The organism is Skermanella stibiiresistens SB22, assembly GCF_000576635.1.
Taxonomy (GTDB): Bacteria; Pseudomonadota; Alphaproteobacteria; order Azospirillales; family Azospirillaceae; genus Skermanella; species Skermanella stibiiresistens.
This window is the reverse complement of record NZ_AVFL01000019.1, coordinates 33,056-53,577: the sequence shown is the minus strand read 5'-3', so window position 1 is coordinate 53,577 and position 20,522 is coordinate 33,056. Positions and strand designations below refer to the sequence as shown.

The following is a 20,522-nucleotide window of genomic DNA, read 5'->3' as shown; positions in this document are numbered from 1 at the left end:
TTGGATGAGTAACACCCGAGACCGTGTCACGGCCCCGGTGTCACATCAGGCAGTAGTCGACCGGCTTGAGCGGGGCCGGAAGGTCGGTCTCGCCCACGGCTTCCAGAAGGTCGATCTCGACGCGCCGGCATATCGTGTTGAGCGGCAGGTCGTTGGCCAGCAGGCCGAACGGCTCCTCGATCTCGTCGCCGATCGCGTCGAGGCCGAAGAACGTGTAGGAGACCAGCCCGACCACGAAGGGCGTCATGAAACCCGTGGTGTCGACCAGACCGAACGGCAGCGCGAAGCAGTACAGGTAGGCGGTGCGGTGCAGCAGCAGCGCGTAGGAGAAAGGCAGCGGCGTGTGGCGGATGCGTTCGCACCCGGCCTGGACCCCCGCCAGCGCGGTGATGTCGCCTTCCATCTGGGCCACCATCATCGGGTCGAGGCGGCCGGCGGCGGCGAGGGCGGCGACATCGCGGCTGAGCAGGCGCAGGATTTGGTCGGGTGGGTTGGCCGAGGATGCCACGGCTTTGGCGTCGACCCCGGTCAGCCAGGAGGCGCTCTCGTCGTCGGTGGTGCCGCGCACGTGGTGCTTGAGCGAATAGGTGAACGCGATCAGCCGGCGCGCCATGACGCGCGGGAGGTCGTCATCCTCCGCGGCGGGCCGGGCGTGCGTGGTGAGCAGGCGCGCGACCGTGCGGGTCCGGATCACCAACTCGCCCCACAGCTTGCGCCCCTCCCACCAGCGGTCGTAGCTCGCGGTGTTGCGGAACCCCAGGAAGATGGCGAGCGCCAGACCGATCAGGCTGAACGGGATCGGCGTCAGCGTCACCTTGTGGTCGAACAGGGTTCCGTGCGCCATCGTGACCAAGGCCGCGACCCCGATGGTGCAGAACACCTGCCATTTGATGCGCGGGACGATCGAGCCCCGCATGATGAAGAATAGCTCGAATGCCGATGGACGTTTTCGGACGATCATGACGCTCTCGTTGTTCCGGTCTCAGGGAACAGCGACGCCATGGTTTTGTGCGGTCCGGGGGTGCGTGGGGAGTGCCCGTCCACGCGATGCGGCGCTTTCGATGGCCTGCGCCAAGGTGGTATGAGCGTGGCGCGGGGTGAGGGGATGGATGATCGCGACGCCGTCCATCAACCCGCTTGAGCTTTTCAAGTTTCGTAGCTACGATTGTAGTGCGGAATGCCGATTGAGGAAACCGCGCCGATGTTCGAGTGGGATGACAATAAGAACAACGGTAATATCGCCAAGCATGGAATCGACTTCAATGCGGCCATGGAAATCTGGAGCGGCCATGTGATCGAGGTCACCGACGTTCGACAAAAGTATGGTGAGGATAGGTTCGTAGCATTTGGGGAGTTGAACGGCAGAGTGCTGGCGGTGGTGTTCACATGGCGGGGCTCGACCCGCAGGATAATTTCAGCGAGGAGTGCGGATCGTGGCGAACGAGCAGAATATCACAAGGCGATCACTGACCGATCGAAGACCTGACCAGAGCGATTGGAAGCGGGTCCACGCCCTGACCGATGAAGAGATAGCGCAAGCGGTCGCGGACGATCCCGACGCCGCCCCGATCATGGACGCTGCTTGGTTCGCCGAGGCCGCGAAGCGGTTGCCGGCCAAGAAGCAGTTGACGCTACGCTTGGACGAGGATGTGATCGAGTTCTTCAAGGGCCAGGGCGACGGATACCAGACGCGCATGAACGCCGTGCTGCGCGCTTTCATGGAGCACGCCAAGCAGGCGGGGTGACGGTGCCTCGGGCCAGTTGGATCCTCCGCATCCGCTCATTCACGGATCGGCAACAAAGTTCGATCGCCGTGGCTCCGGACCAAGAGCCGGCGAACTGACGCAAAGCCGCTGATGGCGGTTGGTCACGCCTGAGAATCCAGCAACTCATCGACAGGACAGTTCCCACATACGGCCTCGTCGCAAAGACGACAGACCGAATAGGCGTGGTCGACGTTCTCCACGATCCCACGCAGCAGCTTCTCGGTCAGCGCGCCGAAAGTGGCGCGCTCGTCCGCGTCGAGCCGGTCGAGCAGCCGCTCGAGACTGTCCAGCCGCGCGGCCCGGATGGTCGCGCAGGCCCGTCTCCCCGCTTCGGTCAGTTTGAGCGCCACCGCGCGACGATCATGCTCGGAAGCCTCCCGGATCACCACCCCGTCGGCCACGAGACGGTCGACCAGACGCACCGCGCCCGGGTGCGAGAGCCCGAGCGCGCGCCTAAGCCGGTCGATCGACATGCCCGGATCATGGGCGAGCAGCGATATGGCGGCGGCCGCCGGCCCCGGTTCCGGCGCTGCGGCCTGGGCCTCGCGGAGCAGGGCATCGGTGATGGCCAGGGCGAGCGCGCCGACGATGTTGGCGGTCCTATTTTGGGTCATGAGGTAAATTATATGCGCGAAGCATAGACATCAATATTCAAATCATATTATATGCTTCACGCATATAATTTTTTGGAGGAACCCATGCCCAACAATCCCACTCGTCCCGCCTTCGGCGTGGATGTCTTTCTCTCTCGGACGGACCCGCGCAACCGGGCCGCATCCGCCGGTCGCGCCGTGGCTCTCGCTGGTGTCGTCCTGCCGCTGTTCCTGATCGGCATCCTGAAGTTCACACAGGTCGAGATCGACGCGCTCAAGCCGCTCATCGGTGGGACGCCCTGGCTCGCTTGGCTTTATCCCGTCTTCGGCGAGGCGGGGGCATCGTATCTGCTCGGTGTCGTCGAGATCATCACCGCGGCGCTGTTCGTGGCCTCGCCCTGGTCGGCGCTCGCGGGGGTCGCCGCCGGCGCGCTTGGCTCGTTGACCTTCGCCGTCACCACCTCCACCATGTTCGCGCTACCGATCTGGGAGGGGTCGCTGGGTGGCTTCCCGTGGCTCAACGCCACCGGGCAGTTCCTGATCAAGGACGTGGCGCTCCTCGGCATCAGCCTCCTCGTATTCGGTGGGGGCGCCGCAAGCCTTTCGCGGGGTCACAACCCTGGATCAGGCGGACACGCGGTTCGTGGATAGGCGGGCGTCGCCGCCCGTGCCCTTCCCTCGCCTGTGCCGCCCCATGACAGGCGCAAGGGGGTTTCGGAGGAGCGGTTTTCCACTATGATGGGATTTTCGAGAGGGTGATCCATGGCCAACCAAAACTGGTCCCGCTTTCCCAAGACCTACACGGTGGCGTCACGCCTCGGCGATGGCCGCAAGATGGCCACGCTTCAAGAACTCGAGACGGTGATTGAGAAGGTTCTCGACGGAAAGCTGGGGGACTTGGATGGCAACTCGAGCACCGACCCGGACACACCCAAGCTTCTGAACATCATTCTCGACAGGGATATGCCCGCCCGTAGCCTCGATCCCCAGTCGGAAACCGGGATTCACAAGCTTTTCGAGAACAAGACCAGACTTAAGACCATCATGGACTCTTTCCATGAGGAGAACAGAAAAACCGGCCTGGAAATAGGTGCGAAAGCGGCCGTCGCGGTTGAAAAATTCTATGTAGACTATCTCTGGCTCGAGGCGTTGTTGCGCTCCGGCGTATCGGTTTCCGAGAAGATCGCGGAGAAGGCTCTCATCAACACATCCCAGCACTTCTCCGTCGCGTACTATTTCCTGGCACGCAAGAATAAGCTCAACCGTCCAAAGGCCCCCGGTTTGGCGCCAGGCAACGCCCTCAAGGCCCTGCTGGCCTCCGACCCGGCGTCCCTACCGCCCCTGTCTCTGGAGGAATTGGTCGAGCGGATCATCCAGCGCACGGAGGATGAACCCACACGGTCGAGTCTCAGCCATGACTACGCCAGACCCTTCTATCACATCCCGTTTGGCGCCTATCCCTCGGCCGCTTTGAAGGTGCTGGGCGATGTGTTTCATGATCCGTGGATAGCCGTGAACACTTGGGCCGCCGCTCATGGGGGATGGGCCTACCATGACGAGATCGAGCGGACCGCCGAGGACGCGATCAAGGACTACAGGAGAGCGGCGTGACGTTTGGCGACGAATGCGCCGTTTAAGGCATCCTCAAGTCAGGTGGGAACCGTTGTGGAAACACTCTGGGATGGCCATTCCACTCTTGGATGGCCCATTCCCCAGGATGTCGCGCCATCCTGTTCCATTGACGGTCCGCACGCTCAGCGGGACCGGAACGACCAGGACATGCGCGCGATGATGTCCTGGTAGAAGGATTTCTGCTCCACCGGAATGCTGATGAACAGGGTGTTCGCCGCGGACTGGTCGCCGTCGATCTCGGTGCGCTGATAATAGATCCGATCACCGTCATGGCCGCTCAGCACGAACCAGTCCCCCTTCGAGCGCTCGTACGTGATCGAGGCCGAACGGGCCATGAGATCCCGTTTGGTCAGGGCCATCACTTCGCGGGTCGATGTTCCCGGCGCGATCCCAGCGCCAGACATCGAGAACCATGACAACCCGTCGTCCGAGGTGAAACGAAAGCCGTCGCGTGATGGGCTCATCGCGGGGAAGACCCGGGTGGGATAGCAGACGGTCGCTCCCAGGTGGGGATCGTCGAAGCGCTCGAACACGATGTTCCCCTGGTACGTCCTATAGTCGGCGCTGCCGGCCGGACACTCCGCCGCGCTCGGGCTGGCCGCACCTCCCGCCAGTATTCCGACGAAAGCCAGTGCCGCCAACACGGTCGACCGTCCTCGCCCGACCTTCCGGAGGGATTTCGGACGCTCTCTTTCCAAACAGGAACCGACACGCCGCATGTTCTGTTGGGGTCGTGCTCGTCCAGGAATCCTCATTTTCGCCTCACCTGTTAAAGGGAATCACATGGCACGTTCGTCTAACAGGATCACCCACGCGACGTTGATGGCCCTGACGCTTTTCTCCGCCAGCCCCGTCCTGGCACAGCAGGGGGACACGATGCCGGAGGCGGGGCAACCAACCGCCGGTGACCAGACTCCTGGTGGACAATCCGCCAGCGGTCTACTGGCGCGGCAGGACGGGGACGCGTTCGGACCCGTGCGGTTCGAAGCGGGCAAAGCTCCCTTCGCGCTCCGCAACAACAACTGGGTCGCCATCAAGGGTCCAAACATCAGGGGAGAATGGCCGGGACAGACAGGCGCCAACCGGCACGGCTTCGCCCGGTTCGACGACCCGGCATACTCGATCAGCGGCTTCATCGAACTGATGAGGATCTATCACGACCGCCACGGCGCGAAATCGGCGGTGGAGATCCTGCAGCGCTACTCGCCATCGGGGGACTGCTCGGGCGCGCCATCCTTGCCACCCAATGAGCGGCGTGACGGCGGCGGCTGCGTCGAGAACCAGAAGAACGCTCCAGTCACGGCGACCCGCGCTGCGCGCGCCGTCGGCCTCGCGCCGACCGACGACCTCGACTTGTTCGGCTCCAATGGGGAGATCAAACACCCGGACCGCCTGAGGGCGCTGATCGACGCCGTCGTGACGCAGGAGGTCGGAGCCAGTCACTGTCCCCAGCCGCCGCGGGGCGAGGGCTGGATCGGCTGCAAGGTCGATGACGACATCTACGCCCGCGCGGTCGATCTGCTGGATGGCAATGGCTGATTGAAACTTGGCCAAGACAGCACCCACGCGTCATCCGGCGGCGGTCGGACGCCGATCATCTCTACGCCGTCCGCTCAGGCCGTGCCGAAGGCAGAGCGGATCGCCGCCTCCATGGCGAGGGAGGCTTCCGTCACCGCCTCCCGGCGCCGCAGGATCAGCGCGGACGGTGGCAGCGCTGGAAAGTGGTCGCTCTCCCTCAGCACGCGCATCGGGGGCTCCACGGTGCTTTCCGCCAGGACGCCGACCGCCAGTCCGGCGGAGATCGCCGCCTTGACGCCGGAAATGCTCTCGCTGGTATAGGCGATGCGGTAGGGCCGGCCGATCCGCTCCAACGCCTTGATCGCCGAATCCCGCCACCAGCAATCCCGATCGAACAAGGCGAGCGGCGCCGGTTCGGCCGGATCGAGTTTCAGCTCGGGATGGGCCACCCAGATCGTCCGCTCGGTCAGCAGCACGGTGCCGACACGATCCAAAGGATCGGCGGCGTGGACGGCGAGGTCGAGTTCGCCGCGCTCGATCGCATTGGGGAACCGTCCGCTGAACCCGCAGCGGACGATCACCTCCACCGCCGGATGGCGGGCCGCGAATGTCGCCAGCACCTTTTCCAGGACGCCGGTCCCGTAATCCTCCGGGATGCCGACGCGGACACGTCCCAGGAGTGGCTTGGCGAAAAGATCGCCGATGCGGTCGATCTCGGAAAGCGCCCGCTTGGCCGCCGGCAGCAAGGTCTCGCCGGCTTCGGTCAGCGTCATGCCGCGCGCCTCCCGGTGGAACAGCTTGACCGAAAGCGCGTCCTCGAGCTTGCGGATCTGCACGCTGATGGCCGACTGCGTCCGCCCGAGCCCATCGGCGGCCCGCGTCAAGTTACGGGCCTCGGCCACGATCAGGAAGGTCTGGAGAAGATCGCTTTCGATCCTGGAGCGTTCGTTTTTATTCATGCCAACGATAATATCTATTCGTTTGTGAGAACGCTAGCGGAAGCCGATCCTCATGACATGAGCGGTCATAGGGAGGATCCCATGGACAACGGTGTCACCTTCGCTTCACTGGCCGGCATGGCCAGGAACCTGATGGGCTTTCTGGAAGAGAATGCGGTGAAGAGGTCGAGGGGCGGTGATTACGAAGAGCTGAGCAGGCTCCATGATCATCTGCTGGATGACGTTGGACTGACCCGCCACCAAGTGGAGGAGTTGAGGCGCAAGCGGGGATCGGCCTGAAGTCCAACAGGCCGATCCCCGCCTCGCTGGCGCTTACGCCTTGGCCCAGCCCGTCACCACGCGGGCGACTGCGGCTATCGCGGCACTCCGGTCGTCCATGGAGGCCTTTGTCTCGGTCAGGTAGACGCTGACAACCAGGGGCGCGCGTCCGGGCGGCCAGAACACGCCGATGTCGTTGGCCGTGCCATGGTCGCCGCTGCCGGTCTTGTCGCCGACGCGCCAGTCCTTGGGTACCCCCGCCCGCAGGCGGGCGTCGCCGGTCTTGTTGGCGACGAGCCACGCCGCGAGGTGGTCGCGGGAGGCTGGCGACAGGGCGTCGCCGAGGACCAGCTTCCGCAGGGTCTCGGTCATCGCGGCCGGGGTGGTGGTGTCGCGGGGGTCGCCGGGAGTGCTCTCGTTCAATTCGGTCTCGATCCGGTCGAGCCGGGTCATGGCATCTCCCAGCGAGCGGGCGTACTCGGTCATCCCGGCCGGCCCACCGATATTCGCCAGCAAGAGATTGGCGGCCGTGTTGTCGCTTTGGGTGATCCCCGCCTCGCACAGCTCAGCCAGCGTCATGCCGTCGCCGCCGACGCGGTCCTTGGTGACGGGCGAGTAGGTCACGAGATCGCCGGCCCCGAAGCGGATGCGGCGGTCGAGCTTCTCGCGCCCGGCATCGACGCGCGTCAGGAGGGCGGCGGACGCCACCACCTTGAAGGTACTGCACATCGGGAAACGCTGGCCGGAGCGATATTCGAGGCGGCGACCCGTTCCGGTATCGTGGACGGCCACGCCCAGCCGGCCGGAAATCCCAGTCTCGATCCGGGCGAGATCGGCCGCCGGACCGGTTTCGGCGGCGGCGGCGAGGGGCTGGCGAACCAGCGTGGCTCCGGCCAGGAGCGTTCCGAGGCCCAGCGAGAAGTGGCGGCGCGTCAGTAACATTCGAAGTCCTTATCTGCAACCAAAGGCTAGCAATCGGCCCCGTGTTTAGCAGGTGTGGCACAGGGATTCTACCCGGCCGTCGGCAGCCAGGGGCCGGTCAGATCGCTGAAGGCGCGCCTCGCCTCGGATGTGGGCAAGGCGTCGAAGCGGTCCATCAGATCCGCCAGGAAGCCGCCGCCGGCATCGCGCGCCATGTCCCTGAACTGTTCGGCCAAGCCCGTGACCGGCCGTTGCGGCGGGAACACCATCAGCGTGCGGAAGGTTATGCGCGGCACGAAGGGCTTGACCACGAGGCTGCCGACGGGAACCGCGTCCAGGCAGAACGGGTTGACCAGACCGACGCCGGCGCCGCGCTGGACGAAATGGCAGACCGACAGTGCGTAATGGGTTTCCACCACGATCCGGCGCCTAGCACCCAGCCGATCGAAGATGGTGTCGATCCGGCGCCGCGCCCTGTCGGTGCGGGAAAGCGAGATGAACGGCTCCTCCGCGATGTCCTGGGCGGTGATGACCGGACGGTCGGCCATCGGGTGGCCGAGCGGCAGGACGCAGACGGCGGGCGGCATCGCGAACAGCTCGGTCACCACGCCGGCGGTCTCGATCTCCTCCGCCGCGAACCCCAGGTCGAACTGCCCGGTCGCCACCAGATCGCGGACGGTGTCGGAATTGGCGGTCTCCATCGTGATCGATACCTGAGCCGCCCTGCCGTCCAGGAACTCCGCGATCAGCTTCGGGATCAGCGAGAAGCCCAGCGCCGGCAGGGCCGCGATGCGCAGGTTGCCGGTGCCGTAGCTGCGGATGTCGGCGGCGGCCACCTTCAGCCGGTCGAGCGCCAGGAAGGAGCGGTCGACCTCCTTGTGGAACAGGATGCCCTCCTGGGTCGGGACCAGCCTGCCGTTGACCCGCTCGAACAGACGCAGCTGGGTCGACTGTTCCAGCTGCTTCAGCAGGCGGCTGATCGCCGGCTGGGAGACGCCCAGCAGTTCCGCGGCGCGGGTCGTGGTGCCGACCGCCATGATTGCGTGGAAGGCCTCGATCTGTCGGAAGAACACCGCTCACCTATAACAAGGATGAATAGGTCTGTAAGGACTCCATATTTGCGGCTATATGGCCCTTTCGCCTAGCATCATATGCAATGAAGCCCAGGAAAGAAAAGGGCGAGAAGAATCCAGGAACAGGTGGTCGTGTTCCAAGCATAAGCCATGGCTAATCGATTGGCATGAATGTGTTTTGGACTGTCGCCGCGGGAGCACTCGATTTCCGCCACCAGGAGATCCGTGTCGTCTTTTTGAATGGCAGCAGTGGAGGCTGAAAAGTAATGCGGCATACTTCCTCGAACGGCGGGTTCGCCACCACGCGCAGGACGTTCCTTGGCGGCGTCGGCGCCGCCGGCGCGCTGATCATGGCCGGCGGGTTCCCGATCGGCATCGCGCGCGCCCAGTCCGGCAAGAGCCTGTCCTTCGCGCTGTCCTCCTATCCGCCCAGCCTGCATCCGTTCGAATATACCGGCACCGCGTCGCTGACCGTCAAGCTGCTGATCTTCCGGGGCCTGCTGTCGTATGACACCGACGGCAAGATCCGCCCGGAACTGGCGGAATCCTGGACCCAGCCGACGCCGACCACCTATGAGTTCACCCTGCGGGAAAACGCCCGCTTCCACGACGGCTCGCCGGTCGAGGCCGAGGACGTCAAGTTCTCCTATGAGACGATCGGGGCCGAGAAGTCCACCGCCCATCTGCGCGTCGATTTCCAGAACGTCTCCGCGATCGAGGTGATCGAGCCGCGCCGGATCAGGATCACGCTCACCTCGCCGCGCGCCACCTTCCTGGACCTGCTGGCCAACGGGTACGCCGTGATCGTGTCGCGGAACTCCAAGGCGCCCAACTTCGTCGGCGCCGGCCCGTTCGAGGTCGCCGGGATCGAGCGCGGCACCTCGATCCAGATGAAGGCGTTCGGCGGCTATTACAAAGCCGGGCACCCGAAGGTCCAAGGCATCCGCTTCATCGCCATGCCGGACGAGAGCCTGCGCCGCGCGGCGCTGGAATCCGGCGATGTCGACATCATCGAATACGTGCCGACCCAGGATTTCGCGCGGTTCCGCGACAGCGCCGGGACGACGCTTGAATCGGTCGACGGCCCGTTCATGTACCTGACGTTCAACGCCCAGAAAGGCCCCTTCGCCGACGCCCGCGTGCGCCGGGCCGTAGCCTATGCCATCGACCGCGACGCCTTGAACGCCGCGGGATTCTCGGGTGTTGGGAAACCCATCTACGGCCTCGCGATTCCGCCGAACCCGGCCTATGACCCGGACGCGGTCAAGGACCGCTGGAGCCACGACCCGGACAAGGCCAAGGCCCTGCTGAAGGAGGCCGGCGTCGGCGGCGGCCTGGTCACCTCGCTGCTCGCCACCTCGCAATACAGCCAGCACAACGACACGGCGCTGGTCGTCCAGCAGAACCTGGCGGAGGTCGGCATCATGGCCGAACTGAACCTGCCGGACTGGGGCACCCGCGTGACGCTGGGCAACCGTGGACAGTACGAGATCGCGGTGCAGGGCACGGCTGGGGCCTACAACGACCCGGACGCCATGACCGCCTATATCGCGGGAGGTCAGTCGGCCAGCTACACCCGCTCGTTCGGTTTCGAGAATGCCCGGATCGACGAGCTGCTCCAGAAGGGGCGGTCCGAACTGGACGTCGCCAAGCGCCGCGAGATCTACGCCGAGGTCGAGACCCTGGCGCTCCAGGAAGTCCCGATCCTGCCGCTGCTGTGGCGTCCGCAAGCCTACGGCCTGACGAAGAAGGTGAGCGGCTTCAAGGCGCTGCCCGGCTTCCTCAGCTTCCAGACCGGTCTCGTCCTGGAAGACGTCGAGCTGGGCTGAAGCCGGGATACCGGGCGCACCCCTCCATCCTCTCCCAAGGCCGGCCCCCAGGGGTCGCCCGTGAGGTTCGCATGCATTACATCCTGCGCCGTTGCATGACGGCGACGGCCACACTGTTCGCGGTGGCGACGCTGATCTTCCTGCTGCTGCACATCGTGCCCGGCGATCCGGCCGAGATCCTGCTGAGCGGCGGCGGCGTGGCGCCCAGCCCGGAAAGCGTCGAGGCGATGCGGGTCCAGCTCGGGCTCGACCGGCCCCTGCTGGAGCAGTATGGGAGCTATCTCGCCCGCATCGCGACCGGCGACCTGGGGCAGTCGTTCCAGGACGGCTTCCCGATCGCGACCGAGATCATCACCCGCCTGCCCCGCACGTTGGAACTGGTGCTGGCCGCGACCCTGATCTCCGTCATCATAGGCTTGCCGGCGGGATTGGCGGCGGCGCTGAAGCGGGGCGGCGCGCTGGATGGCTTCCTGTCGTCGCTGGCCAGCTTCGGGTTGTCGATCCCGATCTTCGTGACCGGCACGCTGCTGATCCTGTTGTTCTCGCAGACCCTGCGGATCGTGCCGGCCGGCGGCTATGTCGACTTCCTGGAAAGCCCGGCGGAGCATGTCATCTACCTGTTGATGCCGGCGGCCAGCATCGCTGTCGGGCTGATCCCCGTCGTCTTCCGCATGGTGCGGGCCTCGATCCTGGAGTTCCTGGAGAAGGAGTGGGTCCGCACCGCCCGCGCCAAGGGCCTGTTGGAGCGGACCGTCCTGATCCGCCACGTGATCCGCAACTCGCTTTCGCCGGTGGTGACCGTGCTGGGCCTCCACATGGGCACGCTGCTGGGCGGCACGGTGCTGGTCGAGTACGTCTTCAACTGGCCGGGGCTGAGCGGAATGCTGGTGCGGGCGGTCGAGCAGCGCGACTACCCCGCCGTCCAGGGCATCGTGCTGGTGATCTGCCTGCTGTTCGTCCTGATCAATCTGGCGGTCGACCTGATCTACGGGATTCTCGATCCCCGCGTGCGTTACGAGTGAGTCCTGGGATGATCAAGCACACGACCCTCATCTTCGCCGCCCTGTTCCTCACCACCATCGTCCTCCTCGCGGTCGCGGCCCCGATGCTGCCTCTGGTCGATCCGGTCAAGATGGACATCCTGGGCCGCATGGCCGGACCGTCGCTGGCCCACCCGCTGGGGCAGGACGAATATGGCCGCGACGTGCTCAGCCGGATCGCGTTCGGCGCGCGGGCCTCGCTCGGCGTGGCGCTGACCGGCGCCATCCTGGCGGCGCTGGTCGGCGTCACTCTGGGACTGGTCGGGGCCTATTTCCAGGGATGGGCGGAACAGGCGACGATGCGTCCGCTCGACGTGATCCTGTCGTTCCCGCCCATGCTACTGGCCCTGCTGGCGGTCACCCTGATGGGCCCCGGCGTCCAGACGCTGTCGGTCATCCTGGCGCTGCTGTTCGCGCCGACCTATGCCCGCGTCACCTTCGGCGAGGTGCTGACGGTGCGCAACCAGGAATACATCGAGGCCGCCAAGGCCCTGGGCCACCGGCCCACCCGGATCCTGGCTCGGACCATCCTGCCCAATGTCGCGGGCCCCATCCTGGTGCAGTTCTCGCTGGTCGTGGCGGCCGGCATCGTATTGGAATCCGGCCTCAGCTTCCTGGGGCTGGGCGTCGTGCCGCCGACGCCCTCCTGGGGCCTGATGGTGCGCGGCGCGCGGCCCTTCATGGAGGCCAATCCGCTGGGATTGATCTGGCCCTGCGTGGCGCTGGTCCTGACCGTCTTCTCAATCAACCGGATCTGCGACGCGATGCGCGACCTGTTCGATCCCAAGGCCTCGGCCGCGGTACTGCCGGTCTCGCGCCTGCTGGCCGGAACCGGCATCGGCCGGTCCCGCGCGCGGCCGGCGGCGCCCGCCGCCTTCGACGGCACCTTGCTGGACATCCGCCACCTGTCGACCGAGATCTCGACACCGCGCGGCACCATCCGGGCGATCGACGGCGTGTCGCTCCAGGTCAAGCCCGGCGAGGCGGTGGCGCTGGTCGGCGAGTCCGGGTCGGGCAAGTCGATGACCGGGCTGTCGGTGATGCAGCTGCTGCCACGCAAGGTCGGGCGGATCGCCGATGGCGAGGTCTGGTACGCGTCGCGCGACGGCCAGCGCACCGATCTGGCCCATGTCCCGGCCAACCTGTTCCGGAGATTCCGCGGCCGGGAAATGGCGATGGTGTTCCAGGAACCCATGGCGAGCCTCAACCCGGTCTACACCGTCGGTTTCCAGCTGATCGAGGCGCTGACCGCGCATGGCCAGATGACCAAGCGGGACGCCTGGGACGGGGCCAGACGCATGCTGGAGCGGGTCGGCATCCCCGATCCGGAACGCCGCCTGAACGAGTATCCGCACCAGCTCTCCGGCGGCATGCGGCAGCGCGTCGCCATCGCCATCGCCCTGTGCGGCGATCCCAGCCTGATCATCGCGGACGAGCCGACGACCGCGCTCGACGTGACGATCCAGGCGCAGATCCTGGACCTGCTGGAGGAGATCCAGGCGGCCGCCGGCATCGGCTTGGTCTTCATCACCCACAACCTGGGCGTCGTCGCCGAGATCGCCGACCGGGTGGTCGTGATGTATTGCGGGCAGGTGATCGAGGAAGGTCCGGTCGACGACATCTTCCACAATCCGCGCCATCCCTACACGCGTGGACTGCTGGCGAGCGTGCCGCGGCCGGAGGACATGGCGGGCCAGCACAAGCGCCTGTCGTCCATCCCCGGAACGGTGCCCAGTCCGCTGGCCCTGCCGCCGGGCTGCCGCTTCGCGCCGCGTTGCGACCACGCCACCAGCGCCTGCGTCGTGGCGGTGCCGGAACTGGAGGCGGTTTCGGCCAACCAGAACACCCGCTGCATCCGCTGGAAAGAGATTTGATGACCGAAGCCATCCTGGAAGTCACCAACCTGCGGAAGCACTACACCTCGACCCGCGGGTTGTTCAGCCGCGGGAGCGCTCCGGTCAAGGCGGTGGACGATGTCAGCTTCTCGATCGCTCCCGGCGAGGTGCTGGGGCTGGTCGGCGAGTCCGGGTCGGGCAAGAGCACGGTCGGCCGCACGGTGCTGCGCCTGCACGAGCCGACCTCCGGCACCATCCGCTTCGGCGGCGAGGACATCACCAAGGCCCCGGCTGGGCGGATGCGCGAGCTGCGGCGGGAGATGCAGATCGTCTTCCAGGACCCGTTCGGCAGCCTGAACCCCCGCTCGCGCGTCAGCGAAATCATCGGCGAGGCGCTCGACCTGCTGGGCTCCCTGCCCCGCGACCAGAAGCGGGACCGCGTCGTCGACCTGCTCCAGCAGGTCGGTCTGTCGGGCGATCACCTGCGCCGGTTCCCCCACGAGTTCTCGGGCGGCCAGCGCCAGCGGCTGGGCATCGCGCGGGCCCTGGCTGTGCGGCCGAAGCTGATCGTGGCCGACGAGCCGGTGGCGGCGCTGGACGTTTCGATCCAAGCGCAGATCATGAACCTGCTGGTCGATCTCCAGCGCGAGATCGGCGTCGCCATGCTGTTCATCTCCCACGACCTGGGGCTGGTCGAGTTCATCGCCGACCGGGTGATGGTGATGTATCTGGGCCGCATCGTCGAGGTGGCTCCCGCCCGCGACATCTACGCCAACCCCCGGCACCCCTACACCAAGGCGCTGCTGTCGGCGGCCCCCGTCGCCGATCCAAGGCTGGCGAAGCGGCGGGAGCGGATCCTGCTGCAAGGCGAGTTGCCGAGCCCGGCCAACCCTCCCAGCGGCTGCACCTTCCGCACCCGCTGCCCCTTCGCCCTGCCTGAGTGCGCCGGCGAACGGCCGGCCTACCGCAAGGTCGCCGACCAGCATTTCCACGCCTGCATCCGCGACGACATCGCGGGCGGCGAGGAGGTCCGTGAGGTCATGGCGCTGGCGACCTGAGGGTATCGGGATGGTCATTCCATGACCCTACCGGGTGGACTCGGTGACCTACGAGACGCCGTGACCGCTCGACCGTCTTGTCCGCCGGTCATTATCCGCTTGCCTCACCCGGTGACCGGCATTAAATCAACATCGCATACCAAGATGAGGTCGCCGAGATTAGGGAGTGGATGCCGTGAGGGTTATCGGCAGACGCAAGATCGAAGAGTTTGGCGCGCGGTGCCCATCCCCCGACACGATCCACTGGATTGCCGACTTCGCCCGCCGCGCTCCGCGTGTTGTTCCGAAAGGAATCTACCGCTATCGCAGTCACGAGGAGGCCGACCGGGACGTGAAGGAATGGGTGGCCAATGGCGTGGTGGAGCGACTTCAAGAAATGGCTCGGCGGCGCAAATCCACCTGATCACGTCGTCGATGCCGATTTGCCCACCTGTCGCGCGGCGACATGGGAAGATGTCCTAATGGTCACCGGCCTGCTGGAGCGGCACGCGGCCAAATACGTCCTGGTCGGTGGCTACGCCTTGATGGTGAATGGCATTGTTCGCCAGACCGGTGATGTTGACATCTTGGTGGAGAATTCCGTCGAAAACAACGCCAAGTGGATCGCCGCCATGGCTGAGCTTCCGGACCGCGAAGCCGCCGTGCTGATCGGTGAGGACGCCCCCTTCCCTAGGGAGGATGGCCCGTATGGCGACGACGAAGGCCCCTGTGTGTTGCGAATCGCCGACGTCATTGTGGTGGACGTCATGCGGAGGGCGTGCGGCCTGACATTCGCTCAGTTGGAGGAAAACATCGTTCGCGTCGATGTCGGCGACGGTCCTGAGATCAGCGTGCTCGACCTCTACGGTCTGTGGTTGACAAAGCAAGCTCCGCGCGACAAGGACCGTGCCGACAAAGCGCAAATCGAGTATGCGTTGACCCAACTGCAGGCTTGGCCCGCCGATCACGAGGCGCGTCTCGTGTCCCTTCGAAAGACGATGGAATCGAGGAACATCCCATCGTTCGAGCCCTGAAGCGGAGCGCATGGCACACCGGGGGGATCCATCGCGGCCTCGGCGAAAAACAACTGCGCCAATCTACGAAGGTCTGATCGAGACAAATGACGGCATCCGACATGTGGTGGGTCCGTGAGCCAAACATATCGGCATGGTCTTTCGTTGTTACTGAAATTCTCCCCCTCGGCGTGATTGGGAAACCCGGTCTATGATGCCGGCAACGACAACGAGTGGGGCGGCGTCACGCGCCCCCGGCCTGGGGTGGAGACTTGATCGATGCGGGAAGAAAAGCGGCATGACCTGGAGCGGGCGGATGGCGAACCGGCGGCGGGCGGTCCGATCGACCGGCGCCAATTCATGGCGACATGCGCCACGACCACCGCGGCGGCGGCGCTTTTGCCAGCCTTGACCGGAGTGGCCGTGCCGAACCCCGCCGCCGCGGCGACGCCCGCGCGCTTCGCTTATGTCGGGTCCTACACCAAGGAGCCACCGAGCGGCGGCAGCGAGAACCCGGTCGGGCTATCGGTGTTCCGGGTCGATCCGGAGTCCGGCGCATTCACGCTGATCCAGCAGGTGCCGAGCGCCAACCCGTCCTTCGTGGCGCTCGACCCAACCCAGCGTTTCCTCTACCTCATAAACGAGATCGACGACTACCAGGGCCAGAAAACGGGATCGGCCGAGGCGTATTCCATCAATCCCCAGACCGGCACCATCGCGCTGTTGAACCGGCAATCCGTGATGGGCACCATCCCGGGACACCTGACCGTCGATCCGACCGGCAAATACCTGATCGTCGCCAACTACATGGGCGGCAACTTCGTGACCCTGCCGATCGAGGCCGATGGAAGCCTGGGCGCCGTCAAGGGCACCTTCGCCAACAAGGGCGACGGCCCCAACGCCGAGCGGCAGGAGGGTCCCCACCCGCACATCGTCGTCTTCGATCAGGCCGGACGCTTCATCGCCACCGCCGATCTGGGTGTCGACAAGGTCCAGACCCTGCGGCTCGAAAACGGTAACCTGTTCCTGGTCGGCGAGGCGTCCATGGCGCCCGGAGCGGGACCGCGCCATGTGGTGTTCCACCCCAACGGCCGCCTGCTCTATGTCATCAACGAGTTGAACGCGACCATCACCGCGCTGGAATACGATCCAGCGACCGGTGAGCTGGGCCGCCAGACGCAGACGGTCTCGACCGAGCCCACAGGCTACACGGGGCCGCACAGCACCGCCGAGATCGCCATCCATCCCAATGGCAAGTTCCTCTACGGCTCGAACCGGGGTCACAACAGCATCGCCGGGTTCGCGATCGATCCGGCCAACGGCATGCTGACGCCGATCGGCCACACGACGCACGGCATCGCGTTCCCGCGCAACTTCGCCATCGATCCGAGCGGGGCGTGGCTGCACGTCGCAAACCAGAAAGGCGACGACATCGTTCAGTTCAGGGTCGACCAGGGGACGGGGCGGCTCACGCCGACCGGCCACGTGACGCGATCGGTGACGCCGGTGGCTATCGTGTTCTCGACCAAGGCCTGAGGCTGGGATCCGGTGGTCGAGCGGCAGCCGGGATGGGCGGAACAGCAGGACGCGCTGGCCGAGTTCGGCCAGTTCGCCCTGTCCTCGCTGGACCTCGATCACATCCTGCGAAAGGCGTGTGAGCTGGTGGCGCGTGGGCTTCAGGCCCCGATCGCCAAGATCGTGCAGAACATCCCTGGTCGCGACGACCTGTTGCTCCGGGTGGCGCTCGGGATCCCTCCCGAGATCGCCGTGGCCGGGGTCACGACGGTTCCGGGCGGCAAAGGGTCCGCCGCCGGCTATGCCCTGCTGGAGGACGGGCCGGTCATCTCCCACATCCCGACCGAAACCCGGTTCGAGGTTTCCGAGGTGGTGCGCAGGTGCCGGGTGGTCGTCTCGGCGAATGTCGTGATCAAGGGAGCGGGCGAGGCGTTCGGGGCGCTGGAGGTCGATACGCTGACCGAGCGGACCTTCACGCCATCCGACATCAGCTTTCTGCGGAACCACGCCAACCTGATCGCCGCGGCGGTCGAGCGGCATAAGGCCCACCGCGAGCGCGTCGCCGCCGCCGAGGAGCGCGCCGTCCTGCTCCGCGAACTCCAACACCGCACCCAGAACGACATGGTGGTCATCACGTCGATGCTGAGGATGGAGGCGCGGCGCGCCAAGCATAACGAAACCCGGCGCCGGCTGGAGAGCGTCGGCCAGCGGGTCGAGGTCCTGGCGCTGGTCTACCGCCGCCTCTACCTGACGGGATCGGCCGACGCGGTGAACCTCTCCACATACTTGGACGAGTTGGTCGAGCGGCGCTTCCTGATGCACGGCTTCGAGAAGGACGACACCGTCAAGCTCGACCTGCGGCTGGAGCCGATCGAGGTCGATCACAATCAAGCCGTCGCGATCGGGCTGATCGTCAACGAACTGGTCACCAACAGCCTGAAATACGCCTTTCCGCTGCGCCAGGGGCTGGTCACCGTCACGCTGGAACGCATCGAGCCGGACAAGGCGCGACTGACCGTGGGGGATGACGGGATCGGACTATCCGCATCCGACAAGGCCAAGGACCGGGGACTTGGTTTGGAACTCATCCCCGTGCTCGCGAAGATGGCTCAAGGCCAGATGGACATGACGCCGCGCAGCGTCGGGACGGCGGCGGTCCTGACGTTCTCCCCCGCCGCCTCCCCCGCCGCCGCGGATGGGGTTTGAAGGGCCGTGTCCGGAGATGGGGTGTGGCGCCGCCGCCGGCCGGGGAGCCATGCCTCATCCTTCCGGCGGATCACTCCAGATTTTCGACGACGGCCGCCAGTTGGTCGATGGCCGTCCCCCAACCTTCCTGAAAGCCCAATTCATCGTGCTTGCGGCTGTCGTCAGCGTTCCTATGCATCACCTGGGCCGAATAGCGGGTGCCGTGACCTTCGGCCGCGAAGGTGATGATCGCGGTCAGCGCCAGCCAAGGCTCCGTTGGCCGCCAGCCCTCCGAAAGGGTCGTTGTCCAGACCAGACGACGTTCGGGAACGATGTCGAGGAAGCACCCCTCGACATGGGGCTTGAAGTCACCGTCACCCTCGCGCATCCGTGTCTCGAAGCCGCCGCCGGGACGCAGATCCAGCTTGATCACCTCACATTCGAAGGGACGCGGGATCCACCACTTGGCCAGATGCTCGGGTCTGCTCCACGCCTTCCAGACCTTGCCCGGCGTGGCGTTGATGAAACGCGAGATGGATAGGTCGTTGTCGGCGGCGGTCATGCGTCATCATCCTCGGTCATCTGGTTTTCCACGTAAGCGGCCAGCCGGTCGGCGCCCGCCCGCCAGAGCGCGCGCTGCTCGGACAGCCACGTCTCGACCTCCAGCAGCCGCTGGGGCCTTATGCTGCAAGTCCGCACGCGGCCGCTCTTCCCCGTCGCGATCAGTCCGCTGTCCTCAAGCACTCGCAGATGCTTCAGGAAGGCGGGCAGCCCCATGTCGAAGGGTTCCGCGAGTTCCTTGACCGCCTTGGGTCCTGTCATCAGACGGTGGATCACCGCCCTTCTGGTCGGGTCCGCCAGTGCGTGAAAAGCGGTGTCCAAAGACGCGCCACGGTTTTCCATGTGGTGAACCATATCACTTGGTTCACCGATTGGCAAACTATAGTTTGGCGATCGGGGCGGGCTTGGGTGCGCGGCGGGTCGGCGGTCAGATCGTCCCGACGGTTTTCACCCGGCAAGCCTCACCGCGCATAGCCCCGCGTGAAGACGGCGAGCGCCTCGTCGATCAGGTGGTCGATCTCCCGCTGGGTGACGGGTGTCGGCAGGCCGCAGACCGCCCGGTGCAGGGCCTCGAACAGGATCATGTCGTGGAACAGCGTGGCGGCGCGATGGGGCTCCACCGGCGCTTCGGCCGGCTGGCGCGAGGCGATGAACTCGGTCAGGATGCGGCACGAGGTTTCCGGACCATGGGCGCCCCAGGCGCGGCCGATCTCCGGGAAGCGGGCGGACTCGGCGATCACCAGCCGGTAGAGCGCCAAGTGCCAATCCTGGAGCAGTTCCGCCAAGAGGGCGGAGCCAAGGACGCGAAGGCCCTGCTCCAGCGACAGGCCGGTCAGGTCGCGGGCCTTCAGCTTCGCGTTGATCTCGTCGCACAAGGTTTCGACGACGGCGACGAACAGGCCGTCCTTGCCGCCGAAGTGGCTGTAGACATTGGTCTTCGAGCCCCCCGCCCGGGCGATGATGTCATCGACACTGACACCGTCGTAGCCGCGCTCCAGGAACAGGTCGGTCGCCGCCCTCCGGATAAGGCCGCACCGTTCGGTTCCGCGCCGGGTCGTTCGCATCGGACGGCGGCCTTTGGCTCAGGCCGCTTGGGACAGGCGGACGATCCTGATTTCCTCGATCAGGTCATCCACGGCGGCCAGCGCGAAATCGATCGACGCGGCGTCGGTCAGGCGGCCATCGGTGATCTTTTCGTGGACTGCGGGAATGACGACCTGGGGCCGCGCGATGACGCGGGCGAGACAGCCCGACAGCGTCTCGCGGACTTGGTACTGGGCGCGGACGCCACCCGTGAAGCCGGGAGAGGCCGTCATGATCAGGGAGGGCTTGCCCTTCAGCGGCGACTTCATGGCCGGGCGCGACGCCCAGTCCAGCGCGTTCTTCAGCACGCCGGACATGCCGTAATTGTACTCCGGCGATACCGCGATCAATCCGTCGGCTTCGGCGATGGCGCGCTTGAAGGCGAACACGGAGTCGGGCGCCGTCTCGTTGTCGATGTCCTGATCGTAGAGCGGAAGGTCGTTCAGCGGATGGATGATCAATTCCGCCTTGCCGCCGAGTTTGTCCTGGAGCGTGCGTAGGATGGCGGTGCAGTTGGAGGCCCGGCGCAGGCTGCCGGAGATGCCGAGGATGCGGACGGGAGACGGGGTGCTCGAAGTCATGGCTGTTCCAGAAGGTCGGGTGAGTGTTTTGCCAGATTCATACCATACGGTATCGTATTTGATCCAATGCTTATTTGGCGTGATCGGGAATGCGAAGGTCGCATTCTCACAAGCCGAAACCGC

The 20,522-nt window shown here is 65.7% G+C and carries 24 protein-coding genes; 14 read left to right on the top strand and 10 right to left on the bottom strand.

The window, feature by feature from the left end; genetic code table 11:
* Positions 1-40: 40 nt before the first annotated feature.
* On the bottom strand, positions 41-961 hold the full coding sequence (locus N825_RS22705; protein WP_037457382.1) for a bestrophin family protein: 921 nt from the start codon (positions 959-961) through the stop codon (positions 41-43).
* A gap of 216 nt (positions 962-1,177) precedes the next feature.
* On the opposite strand from N825_RS22705, the gene N825_RS22700 reads away from it, so the two are divergent.
* Both N825_RS22700 and N825_RS22695 read left to right on the top strand, forming a co-directional pair.
* Positions 1,178-1,486, top strand: coding sequence for a BrnT family toxin (locus N825_RS22700; protein ID WP_037457380.1), 309 nt, complete (start codon positions 1,178-1,180; stop codon positions 1,484-1,486).
* Entirely contained in the window at positions 1,434-1,745 is a 312-nt protein-coding gene (locus N825_RS22695; protein WP_051512783.1) for a BrnA antitoxin family protein, read from the top strand. Before N825_RS22700 ends, N825_RS22695 begins: the two co-directional genes overlap by 53 nt.
* A gap of 122 nt (positions 1,746-1,867) precedes the next feature.
* Here the strand turns inward: N825_RS22695 and N825_RS22690 are convergent, their stop codons facing one another.
* A complete protein-coding gene (locus tag N825_RS22690; RefSeq protein WP_051512782.1) occupies positions 1,868-2,380 on the bottom strand; it encodes a MarR family winged helix-turn-helix transcriptional regulator in 513 nt (170 codons plus the stop codon).
* Between the two features lie 84 nt (positions 2,381-2,464).
* On the opposite strand from N825_RS22690, the gene N825_RS22685 reads away from it, so the two are divergent.
* Both N825_RS22685 and N825_RS22680 read left to right on the top strand, forming a co-directional pair.
* Positions 2,465-3,010: a DUF417 family protein gene (locus tag N825_RS22685; RefSeq protein ID WP_084164994.1), complete on the top strand. Its 546-nt coding sequence runs from the start codon at positions 2,465-2,467 to the stop codon at positions 3,008-3,010.
* 111 nt (positions 3,011-3,121) lie between these two features.
* Positions 3,122-3,970, top strand: a complete 849-nt coding sequence (locus tag N825_RS22680) for a hypothetical protein (RefSeq protein WP_037457375.1) — start codon at positions 3,122-3,124, stop codon at positions 3,968-3,970.
* A gap of 143 nt (positions 3,971-4,113) precedes the next feature.
* Here N825_RS22680 and N825_RS22675 read toward each other — a convergent pair whose 3' ends face one another.
* Positions 4,114-4,635 (bottom strand): hypothetical protein, encoded by a 522-nt coding sequence (locus N825_RS22675; protein ID WP_157619490.1) that lies wholly within the window; start codon positions 4,633-4,635, stop codon positions 4,114-4,116.
* A 139-nt stretch (positions 4,636-4,774) separates the two neighbouring features.
* Between N825_RS22675 and N825_RS22670 the strand changes: the two genes are divergently transcribed.
* Positions 4,775-5,530, top strand: coding sequence for a hypothetical protein (locus N825_RS22670; protein WP_157619489.1), 756 nt, complete (start codon positions 4,775-4,777; stop codon positions 5,528-5,530).
* A gap of 74 nt (positions 5,531-5,604) precedes the next feature.
* Here N825_RS22670 and N825_RS22665 read toward each other — a convergent pair whose 3' ends face one another.
* Complete coding sequence (locus N825_RS22665) at positions 5,605-6,468, bottom strand: LysR family transcriptional regulator (protein ID WP_037457369.1); 864 nt, start codon at positions 6,466-6,468, stop codon at positions 5,605-5,607.
* A gap of 81 nt (positions 6,469-6,549) precedes the next feature.
* Between N825_RS22665 and N825_RS22660 the strand changes: the two genes are divergently transcribed.
* Entirely contained in the window at positions 6,550-6,747 is a 198-nt protein-coding gene (locus N825_RS22660) for a YjiS-like domain-containing protein (protein ID WP_037457367.1), read from the top strand.
* 33 nt (positions 6,748-6,780) lie between these two features.
* On the opposite strand, the gene bla is transcribed toward N825_RS22660, so the two are convergent.
* Positions 6,781-7,668, bottom strand: a complete 888-nt coding sequence (gene bla / locus N825_RS22655; protein WP_037457364.1) for a class A beta-lactamase — start codon at positions 7,666-7,668, stop codon at positions 6,781-6,783.
* A 68-nt stretch (positions 7,669-7,736) separates the two neighbouring features.
* A complete protein-coding gene (locus tag N825_RS22650; protein ID WP_051512781.1) occupies positions 7,737-8,720 on the bottom strand; it encodes a LysR substrate-binding domain-containing protein in 984 nt (327 codons plus the stop codon).
* A gap of 266 nt (positions 8,721-8,986) precedes the next feature.
* On the opposite strand from N825_RS22650, the gene N825_RS22645 reads away from it, so the two are divergent.
* The 8 genes from N825_RS22645 (at position 8,987) to N825_RS22615 (ending at position 18,195) form a co-directional block, all read left to right on the top strand.
* Positions 8,987-10,549: an ABC transporter substrate-binding protein gene (locus N825_RS22645; protein ID WP_037457362.1), complete on the top strand. Its 1,563-nt coding sequence runs from the start codon at positions 8,987-8,989 to the stop codon at positions 10,547-10,549.
* A gap of 71 nt (positions 10,550-10,620) precedes the next feature.
* Positions 10,621-11,571 carry an ABC transporter permease gene (locus N825_RS22640; RefSeq protein ID WP_037457360.1) on the top strand — a complete coding sequence of 317 codons (951 nt, stop codon included), beginning with the start codon at positions 10,621-10,623 and terminating at the stop codon, positions 11,569-11,571.
* An 8-nt stretch (positions 11,572-11,579) separates the two neighbouring features.
* On the top strand, positions 11,580-13,463 hold the full coding sequence (locus N825_RS22635) for a dipeptide/oligopeptide/nickel ABC transporter permease/ATP-binding protein (RefSeq protein ID WP_037457358.1): 1,884 nt from the start codon (positions 11,580-11,582) through the stop codon (positions 13,461-13,463).
* On the top strand, positions 13,463-14,482 hold the full coding sequence (locus tag N825_RS22630; RefSeq protein WP_051512780.1) for an ABC transporter ATP-binding protein: 1,020 nt from the start codon (positions 13,463-13,465) through the stop codon (positions 14,480-14,482). The genes N825_RS22635 and N825_RS22630 overlap by 1 nt, the downstream gene beginning before the upstream one ends.
* Before the next feature lie 175 nt (positions 14,483-14,657).
* A complete protein-coding gene (locus N825_RS39075) occupies positions 14,658-14,885 on the top strand; it encodes a hypothetical protein (RefSeq protein WP_157619488.1) in 228 nt (75 codons plus the stop codon).
* Positions 14,833-15,495, top strand: coding sequence for a hypothetical protein (locus N825_RS22625; protein WP_198038842.1), 663 nt, complete (start codon positions 14,833-14,835; stop codon positions 15,493-15,495). Before N825_RS39075 ends, N825_RS22625 begins: the two co-directional genes overlap by 53 nt.
* 258 nt (positions 15,496-15,753) lie before the next feature.
* Complete coding sequence (locus tag N825_RS22620) at positions 15,754-17,010, top strand: lactonase family protein (protein ID WP_051512778.1); 1,257 nt, start codon at positions 15,754-15,756, stop codon at positions 17,008-17,010.
* Positions 17,011-17,022: 12 nt separating this feature from the next.
* On the top strand, positions 17,023-18,195 hold the full coding sequence (locus tag N825_RS22615; protein WP_037457356.1) for a sensor histidine kinase: 1,173 nt from the start codon (positions 17,023-17,025) through the stop codon (positions 18,193-18,195).
* Positions 18,196-18,265: 70 nt separating this feature from the next.
* On the opposite strand, the gene N825_RS22610 is transcribed toward N825_RS22615, so the two are convergent.
* The 4 genes from N825_RS22610 to N825_RS22595 all read right to left on the bottom strand — a co-directional run bounded on the left by N825_RS22610 (position 18,266) and on the right by N825_RS22595 (position 20,399).
* Positions 18,266-18,736, bottom strand: coding sequence for an SRPBCC family protein (locus tag N825_RS22610; RefSeq protein ID WP_037457355.1), 471 nt, complete (start codon positions 18,734-18,736; stop codon positions 18,266-18,268).
* Positions 18,733-19,077, bottom strand: a complete 345-nt coding sequence (locus tag N825_RS22605) for an ArsR/SmtB family transcription factor (RefSeq protein WP_037457354.1) — start codon at positions 19,075-19,077, stop codon at positions 18,733-18,735. The genes N825_RS22610 and N825_RS22605 overlap by 4 nt, the downstream gene beginning before the upstream one ends.
* 119 nt (positions 19,078-19,196) lie before the next feature.
* Positions 19,197-19,799 (bottom strand): TetR/AcrR family transcriptional regulator, encoded by a 603-nt coding sequence (locus N825_RS22600; protein ID WP_037457351.1) that lies wholly within the window; start codon positions 19,797-19,799, stop codon positions 19,197-19,199.
* An 18-nt stretch (positions 19,800-19,817) separates the two neighbouring features.
* A complete protein-coding gene (locus N825_RS22595; protein ID WP_037457349.1) occupies positions 19,818-20,399 on the bottom strand; it encodes an NADPH-dependent FMN reductase in 582 nt (193 codons plus the stop codon).
* Positions 20,400-20,522 lie beyond the last annotated feature (123 nt).